This window comes from Apibacter adventoris (assembly GCF_002964975.1).
In the GTDB taxonomy this organism is placed as follows: Bacteria; Bacteroidota; Bacteroidia; order Flavobacteriales; family Weeksellaceae; genus Apibacter; species Apibacter adventoris.
This window is the reverse complement of sequence record NZ_PSZM01000036.1, coordinates 183,748-207,748: the sequence shown is the minus strand read 5'-3', so window position 1 is coordinate 207,748 and position 24,001 is coordinate 183,748. Positions and strand designations below refer to the sequence as shown.

The window sequence follows — 24,001 nt, the reverse complement described above, 5'->3', positions numbered from 1 at the left end:
ATTGTTAATATTTATAATATTATAATTTTTTGTGTATGTGATTTTGAACCGGTTTTTGATTTAAAAAAATACACTCCTGCAGATAAATCAGAAACTTTAATTGTATTTTCTCCTTCTAACAATTCTCCTGATTGAATGAATTTCCCGGTAACATCATAAATCTCATATTTTCCTGCTGATTTTATAAAAATGTTTAAAATATCTTTAGCAGGATTGGGATATAATTGATTAGCTTCTAATTTAAGAGGAGCCTCGGGATTTAAATTTAATCCTGAACTTGTTATAATTAAAGAATACTCTTGATTCCCAATAATTTGGTTTCCAGAAGCATCAATTTCTTGTAAATTTCCTTTATGTGAAACTGTAATTGTATATATACCTTTCTTAGGGTTAGGAATGTCAATCCTTTCAAAATTATCCACTATATTATCTCCTTGTGTAGCTGATAGCCATGGTTTTTTGCCATCTAATTTCCAAGGGTAATATATTTTTCCTGAGGGATCTGTTACCCTTACATCTAAGTCATTAACTAAATATACTACATCAGGATCAGTTTCATCTAAATTAAAATTTTTTGCCGGTAGATCTGTCCATGAAATTGATACTATCAATGGTTTTTTATCATCTTCTATGCTAATTATTTTAGTATAAGTTTTATTATTTTCCAAAATATTTTCTTCTATTAATGAAGCATTTTTATTATTGGTAATTGCTTCAGCTGAAGCTTTAACATTAGCCAAACCCCATCCAAAAGAATAATCCGGACCATCAAATGCTCCAGCCTCTAGAGCTGTATGTTGTAATAAACCTCTGACGGTTGCTGATCGCATATACACAGTATTCAGATTTTTGTAATGCTGCTGCAATAGTAATACAGCACCAGTAATCGCCGGTGCAGCCATTGATGTACCTGGTAATTCTTTATAACTTTTATTATCAGGATTATCGTAAGTGGAATATACTTTTACTCCTTTTGCTGAAATATTAGGTTTTATACGTCCGTCATCTGTCGGTCCTGGACTACTGAAGGTAGACATTTTAACATCTGAAGGTTTTGTATAGTTTAATAATTCTTCTACAGCAGCTACTGTTAGCACATTTTTAGAAACGCCTGTAGTTGTTATTAATTCATATCCTTTTTTATGTGGATTAATATACCATGCATTTGCCCTATCATTTCCTGCCGCTTGCACTATTTGATAATTTTTATTGGCATAGGTTATTAAATCTGCCTGATAAGCTGATTTCATATAAGAGCCAAAATACAAAGTTGGCAGCACAAATTTATTATTATCAATAGATGCTTGCCCATAAGAATGATTAGATACTAAATATCCATTTGCTGCAAAATTTGACATTTCATCAAAATCGTTAATCCAATCATATGAAATAATGGAAGATTCGGGGGCTATTCCTTTGGCTTTTGGATCTATACCTTTTGCAGCTATTGTTCCTGCTACATGTGTAGAATGCGAGTTTACTTTTTGCACCCCATCTCCTACCGTTATCTTCCCTCCTGCAAATTCTACATGAGTAGGCAAGACTAATCCTGAATCCCACACCCCTGCAACCATATTTTCTCCATTTATTTCTAATCCTAATTCTCCTCCTGTATATAGGCTAGATGCTTGTATGGTTTTAGAAGATCCTTCGTTTAGTGTTTTATAATAAATCGGAGTTCCGAAGGGAGAAATATCTGCTATTTCATAGATTACACCATCTTTTTCATAACGTTTTAAAACTTCTGGATTTTTATTTAAAAAGTTATCAATTTTTTGCTTTTTATCTACGCTAAAAGCTTGGATTTGCTTTTGCATCAAGGATATTGTTTCTTCATTATTAGATCTTATAATTGCTTGTCGATCTTCAAGAGATTGTGAAAACACCCAACAAGCAAAATAAAAAAACAAAATAGAAAATAATTTTTTTTTCATTTTATTATTACTTAATTACACAAAATTATAAAAAAATAAAATGCTCAACATAGTTTAGTTAATATTAATCTAAATAAAAAGCCCCCTGTTTAGGGGGCTTTTTTTATAAATATATTTTTTATTAATATTTTTTATTTTGATTTCCTTGTAGCCCAGGATTATTATCTACTTCTTTTTGCGGAATAGGGAAGGCTAATTTATAATCTTCACTTATTTGAAGTGTTTGTAAAGGTTTACCTGCTGCATTTACTGGAGTTAAAGTTTTATTCCATCTTAATAAATCCCATACTCTAAATCCTTCCCCTACTAATTCCTTTCTTCTTTCTTCTTTCAATTCTGTCATAGTAATTGTAGATAAAGGTGCTATTCCTCGTTCAACTCTAATACCATTAATTAAATTCAATGCTTCTGTAACGGATCCTCCGCCTCCCATTAATATGGCTTCTACTTGATTTAAGGCTATTTCTTCATATCTTACTAATTTTTGATTAGCTTCTCCTTGTAATATTGGATATTTACCTTCTAAAAACGCTACTTCTGTAGAAGTTTTTCTAAGCATCCCAGTCTTATCGTCTGGATCATTATTATCTTTTAATTTAGCTCTTATATCGGTAGGATCATAAGCTTTCAATAAACTTGGATTTAAACGAACATTCGCATATCCAGTTGACCAAAACATATATGCAACCCCAGATGTTCCAACAGAACCACTAACTCCATAGGAAAGTTCAAAAATTGAATTAAGTCCTTCAATTCTCCAACTAATTACGTATAATCCTAAATTAATGGGTTTATATTTACTAGTAACTTCGCTTGCATATTTATATACATTAGCATAATCTTCTTTATATAAATAATATCTAGACATCAATCCGGCAATTGCGCCCTTTCCTAAACGGGTTGCAGTGGAAGTATTTTTAGAATTGTTATATGCCATAGTAAAATCTGATTCTATTTGAGCATAACATTCATCTAGAGTAGCCCGAGAAGGAAAAAATGATATTGGTTCTTTTGTATTTTCTAATACTAGTGGTACTCCTAGGTTTTTATCGTTAGTATATTTTTGTCCGTATAATTTAATTAAATCAAAATAGGCCCATGCTCTGATTGCATAAGCTTCTGCTTTAATTGCATTAACATTTTCAATTGAAGAACCATCAGAAATATTTGCATTTATAACAATATTTGCATTAGCTATAACACTATAAATTGCTTGCCAAGTGTCACTAGCATAAGCATCATTTGAATTTAAAGAGAACATAGAAGGAGTAATGTAACGACCTGACCTACCCGTAGAAAACATTTCATCGCTCCCTCTCACCTCTCCAAATACTATATAATCACATCCGTAATAATACTTGGATCTCATCAAAGCATATGTACCATTCATAAATGTTTTTAACTGTTCTAAAGTTGTAATTGGTGTATCTTCAATTATGTCGTTTTGTTGTAATTGAGGATCAGTAAAATCATCGGAACATGAATATGTTAAAAATCCTAATGATAAAATAGCTACAATTAATATTATTTTTTTCATCTTTTTTTTATTAAAATCCGATATTAACTCCTAATGTAAATGTTTTTAAAATGGGTTGTTCAAAATTAGTTCCACCTCCATTTAAATTTTGCTCCGGTTCAAGATCTAGATCCCTAACTTTTTTATCAAAGCAATACGTCCAAATATTAGTTCCTCTTAAATAAATTTTCAAATTTGTAATACCTATTTCTTCTATAACATTTTTAGGAAATGAATATCCTAATGTTAAATCTCTTAATCTTATAAAATCACCATCATATAAATATCTTGTCGAACGATCATTTGAATGAGAGTTATTAAGTAAAACCGGTTTAGGATTGGATGCATTTGGATTTTCCGGAGTCCAAAAATCTCCTTGCATTTCATATCCTCCATAATTATAAATAAATTGACCATCACTTGTTGTATACGATCTAAAATTATCATAAATCTTATGACCAAAAGCCCCACTAAAAGATGCAGATAATGAAAATCCTTTATATGAAAAATCTGTAGAAAATCCAGCCATAAATTTAGGAAGAGGTGAGCCTTTAACTACTCTTTGAGCTTTAGCATAATTAGTTGTAATAAAATTACCATTTTCATCATAATAAACATCTTTAATATCATCTTTATCGACCTGTTTCAATTCATCATATTGAGCTTGATAGGCTTTATCATTTACAAACCATTGAGCTGAACCATTAGAAGCATTAACACCAGCCCATTCTTTCAAATACCAACTATTTACAGTTTCTCCTTTTCTAACAATATTAATTCCATTAATAGATTCCCCTACTGGTAAATGGGTAACTTCATTTTTAATATATGTGAAATTCGCTGAAACATGCCAGTTAAATCCGTTAGGATCTTTTGATTTAATAATAGTTCCACCTAAATCTATTTCAACACCTTTATTCACCATATCTCCAGCATTTACTCTAATATCAGAAAATCCTGTGGTCATAGAGATCGATTTAGGAAATATTAAATCTTTTGTTTTTTTATGAAAATAAGAAGCTGAAAAGTTCATTCTTCGGTTAAAAAATTCTGTTTCAAAACCAGCATCAAACTGACGGATTTTTTCCCATGTGAATTTTCTATAGCCTAATTGATAAATATAGCCTCCTGCCGCATCATTATAATTTAAATCATATCCATAAAGTGAAAATGAATTATAATCATCATATAATAATTGATTACCCAACTCACCATAAGAAGCTTTAATCTTTAACAAATTTATAGAAGACAAACCAGACAAAAATTGTTCATTAGAGATATCATAGGCTGCTCCTACAGACCAAAAACTCCCCCACTTATTATCAGAGCTAAAATTATTTAATGCTTCTCGTCTTACTGTTCCATCAAAATAATATTTTTTTGAATAATTATAACTTAAGTTTGCGGCATAAGCATTTCTTGTAGCCACAAATCCATTTCCTCTATTAGACTCATTTTTAACAAATACATCTGAGGCATAAAGACCTATTCTTCCTAATCGAGTATTACTTAGTCGTAAAAACTTATAATCTTTTTTGTATGCTTCTTGAATAATTCTTGCATCAAAATTATGATTTTCTCCTAAGGTAAAATAATAATTTAAAATATTCTGTACATTCCAATTAAAATATCTTGTTCTTTCATTTCTTAGTCTTCCTTTAACAGATGCCCCATCTCCATGAATAGGGTTATTATAAATTTCACGCTCTATGTTAATATACTCAGGTGCAAAATTTAATATATATCTAAAATTATTTAAAATCTTATATTCTCCTTGTAAATTAGCAAAAACCCTTACTGTTTTAGTTTGTGTATAATCATTATCTAAAATGTAAGCTGAATTATAAAGCCCATTAGTTAAAAAACCATCTTTTCCTAAATTATAACTACCATCAGCATTTTTAGCAGGTTCTGTTGGAAGCATAAAGTATTTAGATAATAATGGATTAGAAAAATATGCTCCATTTAACACGCTATTTTGTTTTGTATATGCCGCATTAATATCTGTACGTATTGTTAATTTATCTGTAGCTTTATAATCTGTAGCTAATCTTCCTGCAACTCTATCAAAATCAGAGCTTCTAACCACTCCTTCTTGTGTAAAATAATTTAATGAAGATGCGTACGTAAGCTTATCTGTCCCGCCTGTAACACCGATATTTACATTACTTTGAGAAGTATAATTTCTTTCTATCAACTTTGTCCAATTTGAAATCGGAGATTGACCATCCCATAAAGGTAAAGTAAACCCGTCAGGGGCCAATTCTGTATTAATATAGTCAATTGCATCTTGGTGTGTAGCCCCAGAAGGTAAATAATTTTTAACTGACTCTGTAAGTACTTTATTCCAAGTTTCTGCAGAAATAGACTTTGGTCCATCTAAAGCTTTTTTCCCAAATCCTCTTTCTAAGTCAACATTAAATTTAGCTTTACCTTGCCTTCCCTTTTTAGTAGTAATTACAATTACCCCTGCCCCGGCATCTGCCCCATAAAGTGCAGTAGCTGCAGCATCTTTTAATACTGTATATGATTCAATATCATTAGCGTTTAATGTTGCTAAAACATTTGATGAAGGATCGGAAGTAAGGTTATTCCTATCATTAGACAAATTGCCTGAAGAAATCCTAACCCCGTCAATAATATATATTGGATTATTATTTCCATTTACAGAAGTTACCCCTCTTAATCTTATTTGGGCTAACCCTCCAGGCTGTCCAGTAGTTGAATTAACTGATAAACCTGAAACTCTTCCTACTAATGCCTTATCAAAAGAAGCTATAGGAGCATTAGCTATATCTGCTCCTTTAATGACAGATGCTGTACCTACTACCTCTTTAGCATCTCTTACTCTACCAAATCCTAAAACAACAACATCTTCAATTTGTGTTTCTTTTTTAGTTCCTAAAGGTGCCGAAAACTTAAAAACCAAATCATCTGAGGCTTTTACCTCTTGTTTTTGATCATCTAAATTCGTTATTACTAATACATCTCCAACTTTTGCAGTAGATAATTCAAATTCACCTTCATCATTGGTTCGTGTAAAAGTTCCTGTTCCTTTAATTTCTACTTTAGAACCTATTGACGGAAGCCCGTCAGATTCTTGCACTTTTCCCTTAATTTGAGCAAAGGCCAATTGGCCTGTTAAGGATAGGGCAAGCACACTTAAAATTTTAAGTTCTTTCCTCATACAATAATTTATACTTAGTTAATTGGCAAAGCTCTAACATTTTTTTAAGAAAAACAAAAAAATAACAATATTTTCCGATAATTTGTAAAATTAACATAATAAGTGTTATAATAATTATATAATTATATTAAAAAATCAAAACAAAAGCTGTTTTTTTATTATTTAATTATAAAATAAAAGCTGTTTATCTATAGATAAACAGCTTTTATTTACTATTTTAAATATTATTTTTTAGATTTTTAACTTTTTCTTCACTTCTACTTCTTCAAAAGCTTCTAATAAATCCCCTATTTGTATATCATTAAAGTTTTTAATATTCAGACCACATTCATATCCTTTAGTTACTTCCTTAACATCATCTTTAAATCTTTTTAAACTTTCTAATTCTCCTGTATATACTACGATTCCTTCTCTAATAATTCTAATTTTAGAGTTTCGTGTTATTTTACCATCTAAAACCATACATCCGGCAATAGTTCCAACTTTAGAAATTTTAAATGTTTCTCTAATTTCAACATTCCCTATAATTTGTTCTTTAATTTCTGGAGAAAGCATGCCTTCCATTGCTTCTTTGACTTCATTTATTGCATCATAAATTATAGAATAGGTTCTAATTTCTATTTCTTCTTTTTCTGCTAAATCTTTAGCACTTAAATTAGGTCGTACATTAAATCCTATCAATACAGCATCTGAAGCTACTGCTAATAAAACATCTGATTCAGTAATTTGGCCAACTCCCCTATGAATTATATTGATTTGAATCTGATCATTAGATAATTTTTGTAATGAATCTGTTAAGGCTTCTACTGATCCATCAACATCTCCTTTTATAATGATATTCAATTCTTTAAAATCACCTAAGGCAATACGTCTTCCAATTTCATCTAATGTGATGTGTTTTTGTGTTCTGATAGATTGCTCTCGCATAAGCTGCTCTCTTTTATTAGCTATCTGCTTAGCTTCTCTTTCGTCTTCAAACACCCTAAACTTATCTCCGGCTGTAGGTGCCCCATCTAAACCTAATATAGTCACCGGAACTGATGGTCCCGCTTCTTTCATAGGTTTTCCTCTTTCATCTAACATGGCACGTACTTTTCCATGATTTTTACCTGCCAACACATAATCTCCTACACGTAAGGTTCCATTTTGCACCAAAATGGTTGATACATATCCTCTACCTTTATCTAAGGTTGCTTCAATTACTACTCCACTTGCAGATCTATCCGGATTAGCTTTTAAATCTAATAATTCAGCTTCTAATAATACTTTTTCGAGTAACACATCTACGTTATTACCAAATTTTGCAGATATTTCCTGAGATTGAATATTTCCTCCCCAATCTTCTACCAATAAATTCATTTGAGATAATTCTTCTTTAATTTTATCTGGGTTAGATGTGGGTTTATCTATTTTATTAATTGCAAAAATCATTGGAACTCCCGCAGCTTGCGCATGGCTGATTGCTTCTTTCGTTTGAGGCATTACATTGTCATCTGCAGCTACTACAATAATAGCTAAATCTGTTACTTGCGCCCCTCTAGCTCGCATCGCTGTAAAAGCCTCATGACCAGGGGTATCCAAAAATGTAATTCTTTGTCCATTTGCTAATTTAACGTTATAGGCTCCTATATGTTGGGTAATTCCTCCGGATTCTCCGGCAATTACATTTGTTTTTCTTATATAATCCAGTAAAGAGGTTTTTCCATGATCCACATGTCCCATTACGGTAACGATAGGTGCTCTTTGCACTAAATCTTCAGGATTATCTATTTCTTCATCTGCTGCGGATTCTTCTACTTCAGCATCGGTAAATTCTATCTTGTATCCAAATTCCTCTGCGACTAAAACTAATGTATCTGCATCTAAACGTTGATTCATAGTAACCATAACACCTAGGGAAAAACAAGCAGAAATAACCTCTGTTGGAGAAACATCCATCAAACTAGCTAATTCGTTTACTGTAATAAATTCTGTGGTTTTTATTACATTATCTTTTGCCAATTGTTGATATTGTTCTGCTTCTTGTTCTTTTCTTTGAATCCTTTTATCTCTTCTAAATTTAGAACTTTTCGATTTACCTGTTTTAGAGGTTAATTTCTCTAATGTTTCTTTTATTTGATTTTTAACTTGTTCATCAGTTAGTTCAACCGGACGTGTATTTCTATTATTGTTTCCTCCTGATTTTTTATATCTATTTTGTCCTTGACCTGATTGTCCTCCAGATTTTTTTTCTCCATTTATCGTTTTAGCAACCTGGTTCACATCTACTTTGGAATCTTTTACAATTCTTTTTCTTTTTTTCTTTTCTGCATTATTTTCTTTACTGACTTTCTTTGGTCTTTGAAATTGAGTTAAATCAATTTTTTGACCAGTCATTTTAGGACCATCTAATTTTTGATATTGTGTTTCAATTTTTTCAGGTTCTGATGCATCTCCTCCATTTACAACGACTGCTTCCTTTTCTTGTTCATTTATTTTTGAATTTTCCTCTACTTCTTCCTTCTTATTTTCAATTGTATCTGTTTTTTGTGGCTCTTGAACATTCTTTTCTTTTACCTTCTTTGTAGGATGAGTGGGTTCTTTAGATCTTTTTAATTCTTCGGGAGACATTTTACCAATAATTTTAACTCCTGAAAATTTCTTAGATTTGTCTTCTTCTACAATAGGCGCTTCCTTCTTTTCTTCCTCTGGAACAACCAACTCTTTTTTTGTTTCTGTTTTGGTTCTTTTTTGTGATTCCAGGTCAATTTTACCTAAGGTTTTAGGCTTAGAAATTTCTTTTGCTTTGGCTTTAATAACTTCTGTTTGAATCGGCTTTTCTTCCTTTTTCTTCTCAGGAATTTTATTAATGACCACATCTAAAGACGCCACTTTTTTTAGTTTATCTTCTGAAAATTCAGTTACTAATAATTCGTGTGCTTTTTGATCTAACTTCACGTTAGGGTTCTTCTCAATCTTAACATCCTGGGATATTAAATATTCCACAGCTCTGTCAAGAGAGATATTAAGGTCTTTTATTACTTTACTTAATCGAATACCCGACATACTATATTTTGTTGTTATTCTTATATTTATTTACAAATATGATAAAATTATTTGGTGTAATTCCTATTTATTCTTCAAATTCTTCTTTAAGAATACGAATTACATCTAAAATTGTTTCTTCTTCTAAATCTGTTAATTCTAATAAATCGTCTACATCTTTTTCTAATACTGATCTTGCTGTATCTAAACCAACTTTATTGAGTTCTTCTATAACCCATGAGTCAATTTCATCAGAAAATTCTGTTAGTTCAATATCTTCTTCTTCCGGTTCATCTCTGCGAACATCTATTTCATATTCTGTAAGCCAACTGGCTAATTTTATATTCTGACCACCTTTCCCTATTGCTTTAGAAACTTCTTCAGGTCTCAAATATACAACTGCATGTTTATTTTCTTCATCTATTTCTATAGAAGATATTTTTGCCGGACTTAAAGCTCTTTGTATATAAAGTTGTTTATTATTTGTATAATTAATCACATCTATATTTTCATTCCTAAGCTCTCTAACTATAGAATGAATTCTTGACCCTTTCATTCCAACACAGGCTCCCACCGGATCTATTCTGTCATCATAAGACTCAACAGCTACTTTCGCTTTCTCTCCAGGAATACGTACTGTTTTTTTAATGGTAATTAAACCATCGTATACTTCAGGAATTTCAAACTCAAAAAGCTTTTCCAAAAACTTAGAAGACGTTCTAGATAATACAATCTGCGGCTTCCCTCCTTTCAACCCTACTTCTTCAACGACAGCCCTAATTGTTTCACCTTTTCTAAAAAAATCTGAAGGAATTTGATTTTCCTTAGGAAGAATCATATCATTTTGTTCTTCATCCATTAGGATTACTTGTTTGTGTCGAATATGATGAACTTCTCCGCTTACAATATCCCCCTCTATTGATTTGAATTTTTCATATAAATTTGAATTATCATATTCTGCTATTTTAGTATTTAAAACCTGTTTAAATGCTAAAATATTTCTTCTTCCTAATTCGTTTAATTCTATCTTTTGGGTATATTCTTCCCCTACTTCAAAGCTGGGATCAATTTTTCTAACTTCGCTTATTTCTATTTCTAACAAATCATCCTCAGACATTTCATCTTCAACTATTTTTCTGTTTAAATATATTTCCAAATCTCCTTTATCTGGATTAACAATTACATCAAAATGATCATCTGAACCATATCTTTTCCTTAATACAGTTTTCATCGACTCTTCAACTATAGCCATTAAAGTAATTCTATCTATATTTTTCTCGTCTTTAAAATCTGCAAATGACTCGATTAACTCTATACTGTCCATTGATTCGCTTATTTAAATTTTAATGATATTATTGCTTTCTTTATATTTTTATAAGAAATAAATTCTTCTAATTCTACGGTTTCTTTACCTTTCCCCTTTTCTTTGGGCCGCCTTTCTTTCCATACTAAATAAATACCTTCTTCATCTACCCTATCTATAATACCTGTGAGTTCTTTATCTTCTATAGTAATAAGATTAATTTCCCTTCCTATATTTTTTTTATATTGCCTAGGAATTTGTAAAGGACTAGAAATCCCAGATGAATACACTGATAATTCAAAATCTTCTTCTTCTCTATCTAAATTATTCTCTATAGCTCTACTGCAATCTAAACAATCTTGAATAGAGACATTGCTGTCTCCGTCTATAATCACCTCTATTTTATTTGTAGGAGAAATTTTACAGGATATCAAAAATAAATCTGATCTTAATAATAAAAATTTTTCTAAAAATAAATTAACTTTTTCTTCTAACGTCATTTTATACTTTAATCTAAGAAACTGAATTTAAAACATTTGTACTACAAATACCTTACAGAGCATAAATACAAAAAAAAGCCCTTGTAAATAGGCTTCACATTTTTAATTAGTCCCAAAAACTATGCAAATATAACACATTTTTTTCAATTATAAAAATATTAAGCCCTTAGAGTTAATTGATTATATAAATGTTTATTATATTTTGTAAATATTGTATTTGCTACCGTTATTCTAGTTATCTTTAATCTTTGTTTACTTTCTTTAAAAAGAAATCTTTTATGTATTAAAAATGAATAAAAAAATTAGAAGCTGACTCTCTATTTTAAAAATTCATAGATTTGTGATGAAATATTCAATAATGAAACAAATTCCAAATGTACTTACGCTTTTAAATTTATTATGTGGTTGCATAGCTTCCATTTTAATGATTAAAAATTCAAATTTTATTGATACTGCTATTATATTGCTTTGCTTAAGTTTAATATTTGATTTCTTTGATGGTTTTGCTGCCCGATTAACTGGATCTAATGGGGATTTAGGCAAACAACTGGATAGTTTAGCTGACATGATTTCTTTTGGTTTTTTTCCAGGAATACTCATGATGTTACTTTTTAAAGAATCAATTTCTTTTTCTTTCTTTGGACAATATATTTATAGTAATTACTTACCATTTTTAGGGTTATTAATTACATTATTTTCTGCATTAAGGTTAGCGAAATTCAATATTGACCAAGAACAAACATATTACTTTAAAGGATTAAATACTCCAGCTAATACTATTTTTATTTTTTCACTTTTCCATATCCATAAAAATTATACATTTGAATTATTAAATAATTTCTGGTTCTTATTGATTATTACTTTTATATGTAGTTATCTTTTAATTGCTAATTTACCTCTATTCTCTTTAAAGTTTAAAAGCAAAAAATGGAAAGATAATTCTCTAGTTTTTTCTTTTATTTTTATTTGTTTAATTCTTTTTATTTTTCTCAAAGTACTAGCTATTCCGTTGCTAATCATTATATATATTATATTATCAATTATATTTAGAAAAAAAATTATTGCCCATGGAACTAAAACTACATAAACCTATCTGCTTTTTTGATCTTGAAACTACCGGAATTAATGTTAGTAAAGACCGTATAGTTGAAATAAGTATATTAAAAATTTCCCCTAATCAATCTCAAGAAAGTAAAACTTGGCGTATTAATCCTCAAATACCTATTCCTGAGGAATCTTCTTTAATTCATGGCATCTATGATAAAGATGTAATTAATGCTCCTACTTTTAAGGAAATAGCTCCGCAAATACTAGGAATGATCAAAGATTCTGATTTAGCAGGGTATAATTCCAACCGATTTGATATTCCTTTATTAGCAGAGGAATTATTAAGAAATGATTTTGAATTCGACATTAAGAAACATCGTCCCATAGATGTCCAAGTTATTTATCACAAATTGGAGCCACGCACATTATCTGCGGCATATAAGTTTTATTGTGATGGAATTTTAGAAAATGCTCATTCTGCTTCTGCAGACACTTTAGCCACTTATGAAGTTTTAAAGTCTCAGATTGAAAAATATGATGAGATTGAAAATGATATCAAATTTTTGCACGAATTTACTACACAAAATAAAAATGCAGACTTAGCAGGATTTGTTGGTTTGGATAAGGAAAACGATGAAATATTTAATTTTGGGAAATATAGGGGAAAGAAATTAAAAGACATTTTTAAAACGGACTTAGGGTACTATTCTTGGTTAATGAATGCAGATTTTCCTCTATATTCAAAAAAAATATTTACTAGAATTAAATTAAAAAATGGGTTATGAAAATAATTTGTGTAGGAAGAAATTACTCTAACCATGCTAGAGAATTACTTAATGAAATTCCTAAAGAACCTGTTCTTTTTTTAAAACCCGATACATCAATCTTAAGAGCAGGCGAAGATTTTTATATCCCCGAATTTACTGATGATTTACAACATGAAGTAGAAATTTTAATAAAAATATCTAAGGTTGGAAAGTATATACAGCCGCAATTTGCCGGAAATTATTATTCTGAAATTGGCTTAGGTATTGATTTTACTGCTCGCGACTTACAAAACAAACTTAAGGCTAATGGGCTTCCTTGGGAAAAAGCAAAAGCTTTTGACCATTCTTCTCTTATAGGTAATTTTGTACCAAAAGAAAGTTTGAATCTTTCCAATATCAATTTTAGTTTATTAAAAAATAAATTATTACAACAAAAGGGAAATACAGCCGATATGATTTTTTCTTTGGATAATCTTATATCTTATATTTCGCAATATTTTACGTTAAAAACAGGAGATATTATTTTTACAGGAACTCCAGAAGGAGTATCAAAAGTAGTACAAAACGATTTTTTAGAAGGATTCATTGAAAATAAAAAGGTTTTTGAAGTCTCTATAAAATAATCCCATATTTTATATACATTAATATTCGTAAATATTACACAAATACTATTTAACAGACACATTATGAACAAACAACTTTCATATATATTTGGAAATTCCAATAAACCACTTTTAGGAGAAACTATTGGACAAAACTTAAAAAAAACTACTCTTAAATTCCCTAAAAGAGATGCTCTTATTTGTGTGAAACAAAATTATAAAGCTACTTATCAACAATTTTGGGACCAATCCAGCGTGGTTGCAAAAGCTCTTATTTCAAGCGGAGTAACTTCTGGTGACAGAATAGGAATTTGGGCTCCGAATCGTTATGAATGGGTTTTACTACAATATGCAACTGCAAGAATTGGAGTTATTCTGGTTAATATTAATCCCGCATATAGAAGTAGTGAACTCAAATTTGTATTAAAACAATCTGGTGTAAGGCTATTATTTTCTGACTTAGTTTTCAAAACCAGTGATTACAAAAAAATGGTGGCTAAAGTTGCTAAATATTGTAATGAACTAAAAAATACTATTTTTTTTGATGAAACATGGGATGAATTTTTAAAATCAGCATCTTCTGTTTCAGATGAAAAATTAGAATTATTTGAAAATTCCGTTCAATTCGATCAGCCGGTAAATATACAATACACATCAGGCACTACAGGTTTTCCCAAAGGGGTTACTCTTTCACATCATAACCTTATAAATAATGGTTTTTTTGTAGGAGAAAGACTTCACTATTCAGAACATGACCGAGTATGTATACCTGTCCCCTTTTACCATTGTTTTGGTATGGTCATAGGTAATTTAGCCTGTACTACTCACGGAGCGTGTATGGTTGTTCCCGATGAAAGTTTTAATCCGGTTTCAACACTAGAAACCGTTGAAAAAGAAAAATGCACTTCCCTATATGGAGTGCCTACTATGTTTATAACAGAATTGCAACTCCCAAATTTCGATGACTATGATTTATCATCATTACGTACAGGAGTAATGGCAGGCTCTCCTTGTCCAGTTGAAATAATGAAACAGGTACAATCTAAAATGTTTATGAAAGAAGTATCTATTTGCTATGGAATGACAGAGACGTCTCCTGTTTCTACTCAAACTATAATTGGTACCTCAATAGAAAAGCAAGTAAGTACCGTAGGTACTATTCAAGATCATTTGGAAATAAAAATTATAGATTATGAAACGGGTGAAATTGTAGAAAGAGGTGTTCCCGGAGAAGTCTGTACACGTGGTTATTCTGTGATGCTCAAATATTGGAATAACCCTAAAGCTACCAATGAAGTAATTGATGAGGCTCGCTGGATGCATACAGGAGATTTAGGTGTTATGGATGAGGAGGGATATATTAATATATCAGGAAGAATCAAAGATGTTATAATACGGGGAGGAGAAAATATCTCTCCTAGAGAAATTGAAGAATTTTTACACACATGTCCTGCTATAGAAGATGTTCATGTAATTGGAGTTCCCAGTGAAAAATTTGGTGAGGAAATTATGGCTTGGGTAAAAGCAAAAAATGACGAAGTGGTGACTAAAGATAGTTTAACTCGCTTTTGTAAAGAGCAAATTGCACATTATAAAATACCTAAATATTGGAAATTCGTAGATGCTTTTCCTATAACCGTAACAGGTAAAGTAAGAAAGGTAGAAATGAAAGAAATTTCAATAAAAGAGCTTGGGCTTGAATCTATTGCAAAAATTAAAACTTCATAAATAAAATATTTTCAACTTTTTACTTATAAAAAAGCCATATCTGCTTTTAAAAAATCAGATACGGCTTTTTATATTTCTTCTATAATTCTTATATAATTTATCTATAGATTTTTTTCTCTTTGATCATGTAATTTAAATTTATTTTTTTAATAATCCATTAAATTTAAATGATTAACTATATTATAATTTTACAAGACGCCATACCGAGATTACAATTTTATTTTATATTTTTTATCTATTAAATATTATTACATTATTAATTGTTTTCTCATTTCAGAAGCTGCCAAGACCATTTCTTTTAATGCCTTTTCTGTCTCTTCCCAATTACGTGTTTTAAGTCCACAGTCCGGATTTACCCATAATCTTTCAACAGGAATTACTTTACTCGCTTTGTCTAAAAGTCGTTCCATTTCCTCTTTAGAAGGAATTCTTGGTGAGTGTATATCATATACTCCTGGTCCTATATCATTAGGATAATTGAATTTTGAAAAAACATCTAATAGCTCCATATTAGAACGTGAACATTCAATGGTTATAACATCTGCATCCATTTCCGCTATATTTTCAATAATATCATTAAATTCAGAATAACACATATGGGTATGTATCTGAGTTTCATCTTTTACACTACTTGATGATATTTTAAAAGATTTTACAGCCCAATGCAAATATTCTTGCCAATCAGATTTTCTTAAAGGAAGACCTTCCCTGATCGCAGGTTCATCAATTTGAATAATTTGAATTCCGGCTTTCTCTAAGTCTTCTACTTCTTCTTTTATTGCTACCGCAATTTGATTACATGTTTCTGAACGTGGCTGATCATTACGAACAAAACTCCATTGCAAAATAGTTACCGGACCTGTTAGCATTCCTTTTACTTTTTTGTCAGTTAATGATTGAGCATAGGAAGACCATTGAACAGTCATCGGTTCAGGCCTTGAAACATCTCCATAGATGATAGGTGGTTTTACACATCGGCTACCATAACTTTGAACCCATCCATTTTTAGAAAAAACAAAACCTTTTAATTGTTCTCCAAAATATTCGACCATATCATTGCGTTCAAACTCACCATGAACTAATACATCTAATCCTATTTTTTCCTGAATACGAATTGCTTTTTCAGTTTCTGCTCTTAATAATTGTTCATATTGCTCTGCACTTATTTGTTTTTTTTTGTATTGAGACCTCCAACTGCGAACCTCTTTAGTTTGTGGAAATGATCCTATCGTAGTTGTGGGTAATATAGGTAGTTGTAAAATATAATTCTGTTTTTCTTTCCTTATTGGAAAAGTATTTTCTCTTTTAATTTTTAAATTTATATCGGTTATTTTACTTTTTATTCTTTGGTCATGAATTAAATCTGATATTTCTCTATTTCTATGTGCTTTTATATTTTCTTTTAGTAAAGTAGTATTAGGTTCTGAATTTCCTTTTTCAATAAGTTTTTTTAAAGAAGCTAATTCTTCTATCTTTTGCTTTGCAAATGCCATCCATTGTTTAATCTCTGATGTAAGGATTTCTTCGTTAGTCTCTAAATCCAAATCACATGGAGAGTGTATTAAAGAACATGATGGAGCTATCATAACATTTTCTTCCCCTATTTTTTCAATTGTTTTGTGTATCGTTTTTAAAGACTGTTGATAATTATTTTTCCATATATTTCTTCCATCAACAATACCTAAAGATAGTTTTTTACCACTAGGAATTTTTTGTAATATTTCATCTATTTGTTGCGGACAACGAACTAAATCTAAATGAATTGCCTGTACTGGTAAGGATAAAGCTAAGGTAGTATTGTCTCTTAAACCTTCAAAATAAGTAGCTACTAATTTTTTAAGAGTTGGAAACTTTTTATTTATTTCTTCATATGCATATATAAATGCTTCTTTTGCAGTTGAATCTAAATCTAAGCCTAAGAATGGTTCATCAAATTGCACCCATTCCACTTGTGCTTCTTTTAGCCTGGTAAGAATATCAATGTAGACAGGTAACAAATTTTTTAGTAAATCTAATTTATGAAACCCTGTTTCTTTTTCCTTTCCTAATAATATAAATGATACAGGTCCTATTAATACAGGCTTGGTTTGTATACCTAAATTTTTTGCTTCTAAAAATTCATCTACAATTTTTGTAGAAAACAAACTAAATTTCTGGTCTTTAGTAAATTCCGGAACAATGTAATGATAATTAGTATCAAACCATTTAGTCATTTCCATTGCTTTTATGTCTAAATTATTTTTTTGATATCCCCTAGCCATTGCAAAATATAAATCAATTTCCGAATTTGATTTATCTAATATTACTTTATGATATCGCTTAGGTATAGCTCCTAACATCAATGACATGTCTAATACATGATCATAAAATGAAAAATCATTAGATGGAATTAAATCAATACCAGCTTTTTTTTGCAATTCCCAGTTGGATTTACGTATTCCAACTCCTGTACGTATCAGTTCTGTAACTGATATTTTTCCAGCCCAATATTTTTCACTGGATTTTTTTAGTTCTCTGTTACTACCAATTCGTGGATAGCCAAGGTTGTTTGTCTGCATTTTTTAACTTTTTAAAGGATTAACTATAAAAAGTTCTTTTGCTAAACTTCACAATGCTCTATATTTATGAAGAGAAATAGAATTACATTATAACTAGAATTATATTACAAAATTTATCATATAATAATCCCAATTACAATACACATCCTGACTCTTAACTTTATACCGCGAAAGCATTGTCAATTCAAAATAGGCAGGTCTCCTGGCTTATAACATTTTTACCATCCTTCTCGCTATTTGCAATGGAATGCTATGGGTAAAAACTTTTTTTATTACTTACAGTTGCGCGTCAGCTCATGATTTTCACATGATTCCCTATTAATTTGCAGTTAAGCAAAACCTAATTTTAGTTGATAAAGAAATTAAGGAAAGAACTTAACTCAACAAAGATAGTAAAAATAAATATTGATTAAATATTTTTTAAAATAAGGTTTTTAAATACTCTTTTTTAAAGTCTTTAAAATCATGAATATTATTATTTTTAACTTTTATAACCCACTCCGGGTCTGCTAATAAGGCTCTACCGACAGCTATTAGATCAAATTCATTTTTTTGCATTTTATTTAATAACTGTTCTATAGACCCTGCATTAGGCTGTGAAGATTCTCCTTTAAAAGTACCTAAAAAATCTGAGGTTAATGCCACTGATCCTACAGATATAGAAGGTTTATGAGTTATTTTTTTAGCCCAACCGGCAAAATTTAAATCAGAACCTTCAAATTCCGGCTCCCAAAATCTTCTTTGAGAACAATGAAAAATGTCTATTCCGGCTTCTGACAAAGGTAATAGCCATTCTTCCATTTCTTTAGGATTGGTTGCTATCTTAGCTGTATAGTCCTGTTGTTTCCATTGAGACAATCGTATAATAAGAGGAAAATCTTCTCCTACAGCTTTTCTAATAGCTTTTATAACGGCTATGGCAAATTGATTGCGATCCTTAATAGTTTCTCCTCCCCAATGATCGGATCGCTTATTCATCTTTTTCCAAAAAAACTGATCTATTAAATAGCCGTGAGCCCCATGAATCTCTACTGCATCAAATCCTAGGTTTTTTGAATTTAAAGCGGCTTCTGCATAGGCGGATATTGTTTTTTGAATATCTTCCTCTGTCATTTGTATTCCGGATTTTTGTTCCGGATTAATATAACCAGAAGGTCCTTCCATCGGAACTGAGGGTCTCCAGTTTTTCATATATGGAACAATTCCCATATGCCATAACTGCGGGGCTATTTTTCCTCCTTCTTCGTGCACTCTATTCACTACTTGTTTCCATCCTTCCAATGATTCTTCACCATATATATGAGGAACATTGGGATCGTTAGATGCTGAAGCCCTATTAATCACTGTTCCTTCCGTAATGATCAATCCGACATCAGCCCTAGCCCTTCTGGCATAATATTCTGCAACTTCTGTTGTTGGAACTCCATTCGCAGAAAAGAAACGAGTCATCGGGGCCATAACAATTCTATTTTTCAGATCTAATTTAGAACTGTTGAATTTCTTAAATAATACATCGGATTGATTCATTATTATTCTACATTTTTATTTAACTTCATAATCTAATCTAATGGTTATACTTGCTGTCTTGTTTTTAGAAGAAGTATTAAATGTTCCTCCCCAGGAATAATCTTCGTCTGATGAGTTTTGTGCAGTAATTTGAAAAACTCCTAAGTTCGCCTTTTTTAAATTGCCTAACTTTCCTCCTGCATTAACTGCAATTTCTTCTGCTCTTTTTCTAGCATCTTTAGTGGCATCCGCTATCATCTGTATCTTAAGATCTGCCAACTTGGTATAATAATAAGAGGGAGCTCTAGAATACAGTTCAACTCCGTTATTAATTAATTCAGTAATCTGGCGGGAAAGGTTTTCCACTTTTTGAACATCTTTAGACTCTATTGATACGGTTTGCTGCAACTTATATCCTGTAAAAATTCTCTGACTGCCTACATCATAACCTTTATAATCATATTCCTTGTCAATATCTACGGCAGAAAAAACAATATCTGCTTCTGCGAATCCTTTAGACATAAGATATTCTTTTATTTTTTGCCTGTCTTGTTCTAATCCTACATAGGCTTCTTTTAAATCCATATTTTTCTTAGAAAATCCTCCATTCCACACTATAAGATCTGATACAAAATCTTTAGTTCCCGACCCTGTCACGGAAATAGAAGTTGTTTTATTTTTATTTTTAATAGAATTCCCTAAAAAGTAGGCAGCTAAAATTATAGATAAACCTCCAATTATTGCTGTTATTAAATACTTTGATTCTTTCATAGTTTTTAATTTTTAATTAAGTATAGATTATAATTTATAAATGTACAAAAAAAAAGACTCCCGAAATCATGGAAGTCTTTTTTATTTTTGATATTATTTTTTATAAAGTGTTGATATTATTTAAATCTTCAAAAGCTTTTTCTAATCTTTTAGAAAAAGAATCTTCAGCTTTTCGAACCCATACTCTTGGATCATAATATTTTTTATTAGGAGCATCTTCTCCAGTTGGATTACCTACCTGAGATTTTAAGTAATCTATATTTGTTTCCACATAATTTCTTACTCCTTCTAAATAGGCAAATTGTAGATCTGTATCTATATTCATTTTAATTACCCCATAACTAATAGCTTCTCTTATTTCTTCTAAAGAAGAACCTGATCCTCCATGAAACACAAAGTTAATTGGCTTGGAAGTACCTCCAATTTGCTTTTGAATATATTCTTGGGAATTATGTAAAATTTTAGGTTCTAATTTTACATTTCCAGGTTTATAAACCCCATGTACATTACCAAAAGCTGCTGCTATTGTAAAATTGGGACTTATAGCGTTTAGTGCTTGGTAAGTTTTATATACATCTTCCGGTTGTGTATATAGTTTAGAACTGTCTACATCTGAATTATCTACTCCGTCTTCTTCTCCTCCGGTTATACCAATTTCTACTTCTAAAGTCATTCCTATTTTAGCCATTCTTTCAAAATATTGGGAAGAAATTTCTAAATTTTCATTCAATGGTTGTTCTGAAAGATCTAACATGTGAGAAGAATATAAGGTTTTCCCTTCTTTTTTATAAAATTCTTCATTTGCTGTTAGTAACCCATCTATCCAAGGTAATAATTTTTTTGCACAATGGTCTGTATGTAAAATTACAGTAGCACCATAGGCTTCTGCTAATGTGTGTATATGTTTTGCTCCTGCAATAGCTCCTAGTACATCTGCTCTTTGGGTTTCACTTTTAAATCCTTTTCCGGCATTAAATTGTGCTCCTCCATTAGAAAACTGTATAATAATAGGTGCATTTAACCTAACAGCAGTTTCCAACGCTGCATTTATATTACTAGAACCTATTACGTTACATGCGGGTAAAGCAAATTGTTTTTCTTTAGCATACTCAAATATTTCTTTTACTAATGAACCGGTTGCTACACCAGCAGGAAATTTTCTACTCATGATTTTTATTTTTTATTATTTTTTGATGTAAAGGTACAAAATAGTTGAAATATAATCATTTAATCAAACCTGAGTTTCCTCATAAAATATATCAAAACATTTTTTTTTATATTTTAATTTTCACATCTATTTTATTAGTGTTTTTAAAGCAGAATCATAATCCGGCTCGTGTGAAATTTCAGGAACTTGTTCTTCATATATAACTTTTCCTTTTTCATCTACAATAATTACTACACGACTTAATAGCCCTTTCATAGGTCCATCTGAAAACTCTAGCCCATAGTCTTTACCAAATGAAGAACGAAATGCTGAAAGCGTAATTACATTTTTCAATCCTTCAGCAGCACAAAAACGTTTTTGAGCAAAGGGTAAGTCCTTAGATATACACAACACTACTGTATTTACTAATGTTGAAGCTTTTTGGTTAAATTCTCTCACTGACATTGCACATGTACCTGTATCAACACTTGGGAAAATATTTAATACTAATTTCTTTCCTTTATAATCTGATAATTTTTTTGGTGATAAATCTGCATCTATCAATGTAAAATCAGGAATTAGTGAACCCACTTTGGGCAAATTCCCTGTTGTATGTACTAGGTTTCCTTTTAATGTTACTGTTGCCATAATTCTTATTTTATAAATCTAAATCAAATTTACTAGTAATAAATTCAGATAAAAAACAATTTGTTTTTTATTTTATTATAACACAATAGGGAAAATATATACTATCCGATTTTATAAGTAATAATGTTTTAACTGTTTTATTTTTATTTATTTAACAAATTTATATTTAGTTTATAACAAATAGATTTTTAATATTTTATGCAAAATATTATATTTTCCTGCTTACATTTGTTTGTCAAATAAATTTTCTTATGGATCCTATTTTCAAATATTGCCCCAATTGTAAAAGTCCTCATCTTATATTTGATAAAGGAATTAAAATTACGTGTACCGATTGTGATTTTGAGTTTTACCATAATACAGCAGGTGCTGTAGCTGTTATAATTCAAAAAGAAGACAAAATCCTACTAACTGTACGAAATAAAGATCCTCAAAAAGGTTATCTGGATCTGGCAGGTGGTTTTATAGATCCCGCAGAAACTGCCGAGTTCAGCTGTGTACGGGAATTAAAAGAAGAATTAAATATAGACATAGACAAAACAAAACTTCAATACATAAATTCTAATCCTAATACTTATTTATATAAAAATATTTTATATAATACTATTGATTTATTTTTCCTATATAGAGATGATCATTTATTAATAGAAGATTTTGATACTATAGAATTAAAAGGGTTCTTATGGAAAAAAATTACAGAAATAGACATAGACGAATTAGCTTTTGAAAGTCAAAAAAAGACTCTTTCCCTCCTAAAAAAACAATTGAATAAAGGTTGATCAAATATTTTTTATTATTTTAAAAATATGAACATATCTTTTCCAACATCATTTTCTTTTTTAACATTTTTCATTTCTTCGTTATAAATAAATTTACTATCCTTTAATCTATTAAAATTATAGCGTTGATAAAACAAAATATATTTAAACTGTTATATTTGATATTTTAAAAATTCCGTGATTTATTAACTTCTTTGTAATTAATTACATAAAATTTTAGTACAAGAATCAGTTTAATTTATAAAAAAAGAATGACTCTAAATTTACTTAGAGTCATTCCTTTATTTTACTTCCTTAACCTTCTAAAATATTAAAAAACATTAAGAAAACAAAATATATTTTTTCTCATTTTTTGGTTTGTGCTTGAAGTCTTAACTTCATTTGCTCTAATATAATAATATTTTTAATATATGAACAAAAATGAATGAAATTTTTATACTTTTAATAAGTGAATTTATCTGTACGCTATCAAATAAATGAAAATCAATAAATTAAAATAAATTTCATAAAAGTATATGTTTATCTCAACTAATAATAAACTTATAATATTACGTTTTTTTACTATTTTTAACTAATAAAAAAGCTCCAATTTTTTAATATAATTTATGAAAAATGATAATTTTTTTGAAAAAGTTTACCAAATTGTACAAAGAATCCCCTATGGAAAGATAACCACGTATGGAGCTATCGCTAATTTTTTAGGAACTAAAAAGTCTGCTAGATTAGTAGGTTATGCAATGAATTCCTCTCATTCCATTAAAAATTTACCAGCGCATCGAGTAGTTAATAGAAATGGTTTACTAACGGGAAAAAATCATTTTGCATCTTCAAATTTAATGCAAGAATTGCTTGAAAGTGAAGGTATTAAAATAGAAAATAATAAAGTAGTCCATTTTAAAGATCATTTATGGATTCCTTCATAAAAATATTTATAGTAGATAATAAAAATTTATGTAACTTTACAAAATTAGAAAAGTCTAACAA

Annotated in this window: 17 protein-coding genes and 1 riboswitch; of the genes, 6 read left to right on the top strand and 11 right to left on the bottom strand. The window is 30.0% G+C overall.

Features of this window, described 5'->3' with window-relative positions; all coding sequences use genetic code 11:
- Positions 1–11: 11 nt before the first annotated feature.
- The 6 genes from C4S77_RS05970 to rimP form a co-directional block, all read right to left on the bottom strand.
- Positions 12–1,934 (bottom strand): S8 family serine peptidase, encoded by a 1,923-nt coding sequence (locus C4S77_RS05970; RefSeq protein WP_105246782.1) that lies wholly within the window; start codon positions 1,932–1,934, stop codon positions 12–14.
- A 121-nt stretch (positions 1,935–2,055) separates the two neighbouring features.
- On the bottom strand, positions 2,056–3,471 hold the full coding sequence (locus tag C4S77_RS05965) for a RagB/SusD family nutrient uptake outer membrane protein (protein ID WP_105246780.1): 1,416 nt from the start codon (positions 3,469–3,471) through the stop codon (positions 2,056–2,058).
- Positions 3,472–3,481: 10 nt separating this feature from the next.
- The gene (locus C4S77_RS05960) at positions 3,482–6,637 is read right to left on the bottom strand and encodes a SusC/RagA family TonB-linked outer membrane protein (RefSeq protein ID WP_105246778.1); all 3,156 of its coding nucleotides are present in this window, start codon (positions 6,635–6,637) and stop codon (positions 3,482–3,484) included.
- A 231-nt stretch (positions 6,638–6,868) separates the two neighbouring features.
- Positions 6,869–9,682, bottom strand: coding sequence for a translation initiation factor IF-2 (gene infB / locus C4S77_RS05955; protein ID WP_105246776.1), 2,814 nt, complete (start codon positions 9,680–9,682; stop codon positions 6,869–6,871).
- Between the two features lie 67 nt (positions 9,683–9,749).
- Positions 9,750–10,985 carry a transcription termination factor NusA gene (gene nusA / locus C4S77_RS05950; protein WP_105191995.1) on the bottom strand — a complete coding sequence of 412 codons (1,236 nt, stop codon included), beginning with the start codon at positions 10,983–10,985 and terminating at the stop codon, positions 9,750–9,752.
- 8 nt (positions 10,986–10,993) lie between these two features.
- Positions 10,994–11,464, bottom strand: a complete 471-nt coding sequence (gene rimP / locus C4S77_RS05945; protein WP_105246774.1) for a ribosome assembly cofactor RimP — start codon at positions 11,462–11,464, stop codon at positions 10,994–10,996.
- A 358-nt stretch (positions 11,465–11,822) separates the two neighbouring features.
- Between rimP and C4S77_RS05940 the strand changes: the two genes are divergently transcribed.
- The 4 genes from C4S77_RS05940 (at position 11,823) to C4S77_RS05925 (ending at position 15,608) form a co-directional block, all read left to right on the top strand.
- The gene (locus C4S77_RS05940) at positions 11,823–12,551 is read left to right on the top strand and encodes a CDP-alcohol phosphatidyltransferase family protein (RefSeq protein ID WP_105246772.1); all 729 of its coding nucleotides are present in this window, start codon (positions 11,823–11,825) and stop codon (positions 12,549–12,551) included.
- Entirely contained in the window at positions 12,532–13,296 is a 765-nt protein-coding gene (locus C4S77_RS05935) for a 3'-5' exonuclease (protein ID WP_105192001.1), read from the top strand. The genes C4S77_RS05940 and C4S77_RS05935 overlap by 20 nt, the downstream gene beginning before the upstream one ends.
- A complete protein-coding gene (locus C4S77_RS05930) occupies positions 13,293–13,901 on the top strand; it encodes a fumarylacetoacetate hydrolase family protein (RefSeq protein WP_105246770.1) in 609 nt (202 codons plus the stop codon). Before C4S77_RS05935 ends, C4S77_RS05930 begins: the two co-directional genes overlap by 4 nt.
- 63 nt (positions 13,902–13,964) lie before the next feature.
- The gene (locus tag C4S77_RS05925) at positions 13,965–15,608 is read left to right on the top strand and encodes an AMP-binding protein (protein WP_105246768.1); all 1,644 of its coding nucleotides are present in this window, start codon (positions 13,965–13,967) and stop codon (positions 15,606–15,608) included.
- A 248-nt stretch (positions 15,609–15,856) separates the two neighbouring features.
- Here C4S77_RS05925 and metE read toward each other — a convergent pair whose 3' ends face one another.
- The 5 genes from metE to tpx form a co-directional block, all read right to left on the bottom strand.
- A complete protein-coding gene (gene metE / locus C4S77_RS05920) occupies positions 15,857–18,166 on the bottom strand; it encodes a 5-methyltetrahydropteroyltriglutamate--homocysteine S-methyltransferase (protein ID WP_105246766.1) in 2,310 nt (769 codons plus the stop codon).
- A 175-nt stretch (positions 18,167–18,341) separates the two neighbouring features.
- Positions 18,342–18,525, bottom strand: a riboswitch (cobalamin riboswitch).
- Between the two features lie 61 nt (positions 18,526–18,586).
- Positions 18,587–19,693, bottom strand: a complete 1,107-nt coding sequence (locus C4S77_RS05915) for an NADH:flavin oxidoreductase (RefSeq protein ID WP_105246764.1) — start codon at positions 19,691–19,693, stop codon at positions 18,587–18,589.
- A gap of 15 nt (positions 19,694–19,708) precedes the next feature.
- Positions 19,709–20,443, bottom strand: a complete 735-nt coding sequence (locus tag C4S77_RS05910; RefSeq protein ID WP_105192011.1) for an SIMPL domain-containing protein — start codon at positions 20,441–20,443, stop codon at positions 19,709–19,711.
- Between the two features lie 100 nt (positions 20,444–20,543).
- A complete protein-coding gene (fbaA, locus tag C4S77_RS05905; protein ID WP_105192013.1) occupies positions 20,544–21,611 on the bottom strand; it encodes a class II fructose-bisphosphate aldolase in 1,068 nt (355 codons plus the stop codon).
- 126 nt (positions 21,612–21,737) lie between these two features.
- Positions 21,738–22,238 carry a thiol peroxidase gene (tpx, locus tag C4S77_RS05900; RefSeq protein WP_105246762.1) on the bottom strand — a complete coding sequence of 167 codons (501 nt, stop codon included), beginning with the start codon at positions 22,236–22,238 and terminating at the stop codon, positions 21,738–21,740.
- A 251-nt stretch (positions 22,239–22,489) separates the two neighbouring features.
- Here tpx and C4S77_RS05895 point away from each other — a divergent pair, with 251 nt between their 5' ends.
- Complete coding sequence (locus C4S77_RS05895) at positions 22,490–23,017, top strand: NUDIX hydrolase (RefSeq protein WP_105246760.1); 528 nt, start codon at positions 22,490–22,492, stop codon at positions 23,015–23,017.
- A 605-nt stretch (positions 23,018–23,622) separates the two neighbouring features.
- Positions 23,623–23,940 carry an MGMT family protein gene (locus C4S77_RS05890; RefSeq protein ID WP_105246758.1) on the top strand — a complete coding sequence of 106 codons (318 nt, stop codon included), beginning with the start codon at positions 23,623–23,625 and terminating at the stop codon, positions 23,938–23,940.
- Positions 23,941–24,001: the final 61 nt, after the last annotated feature.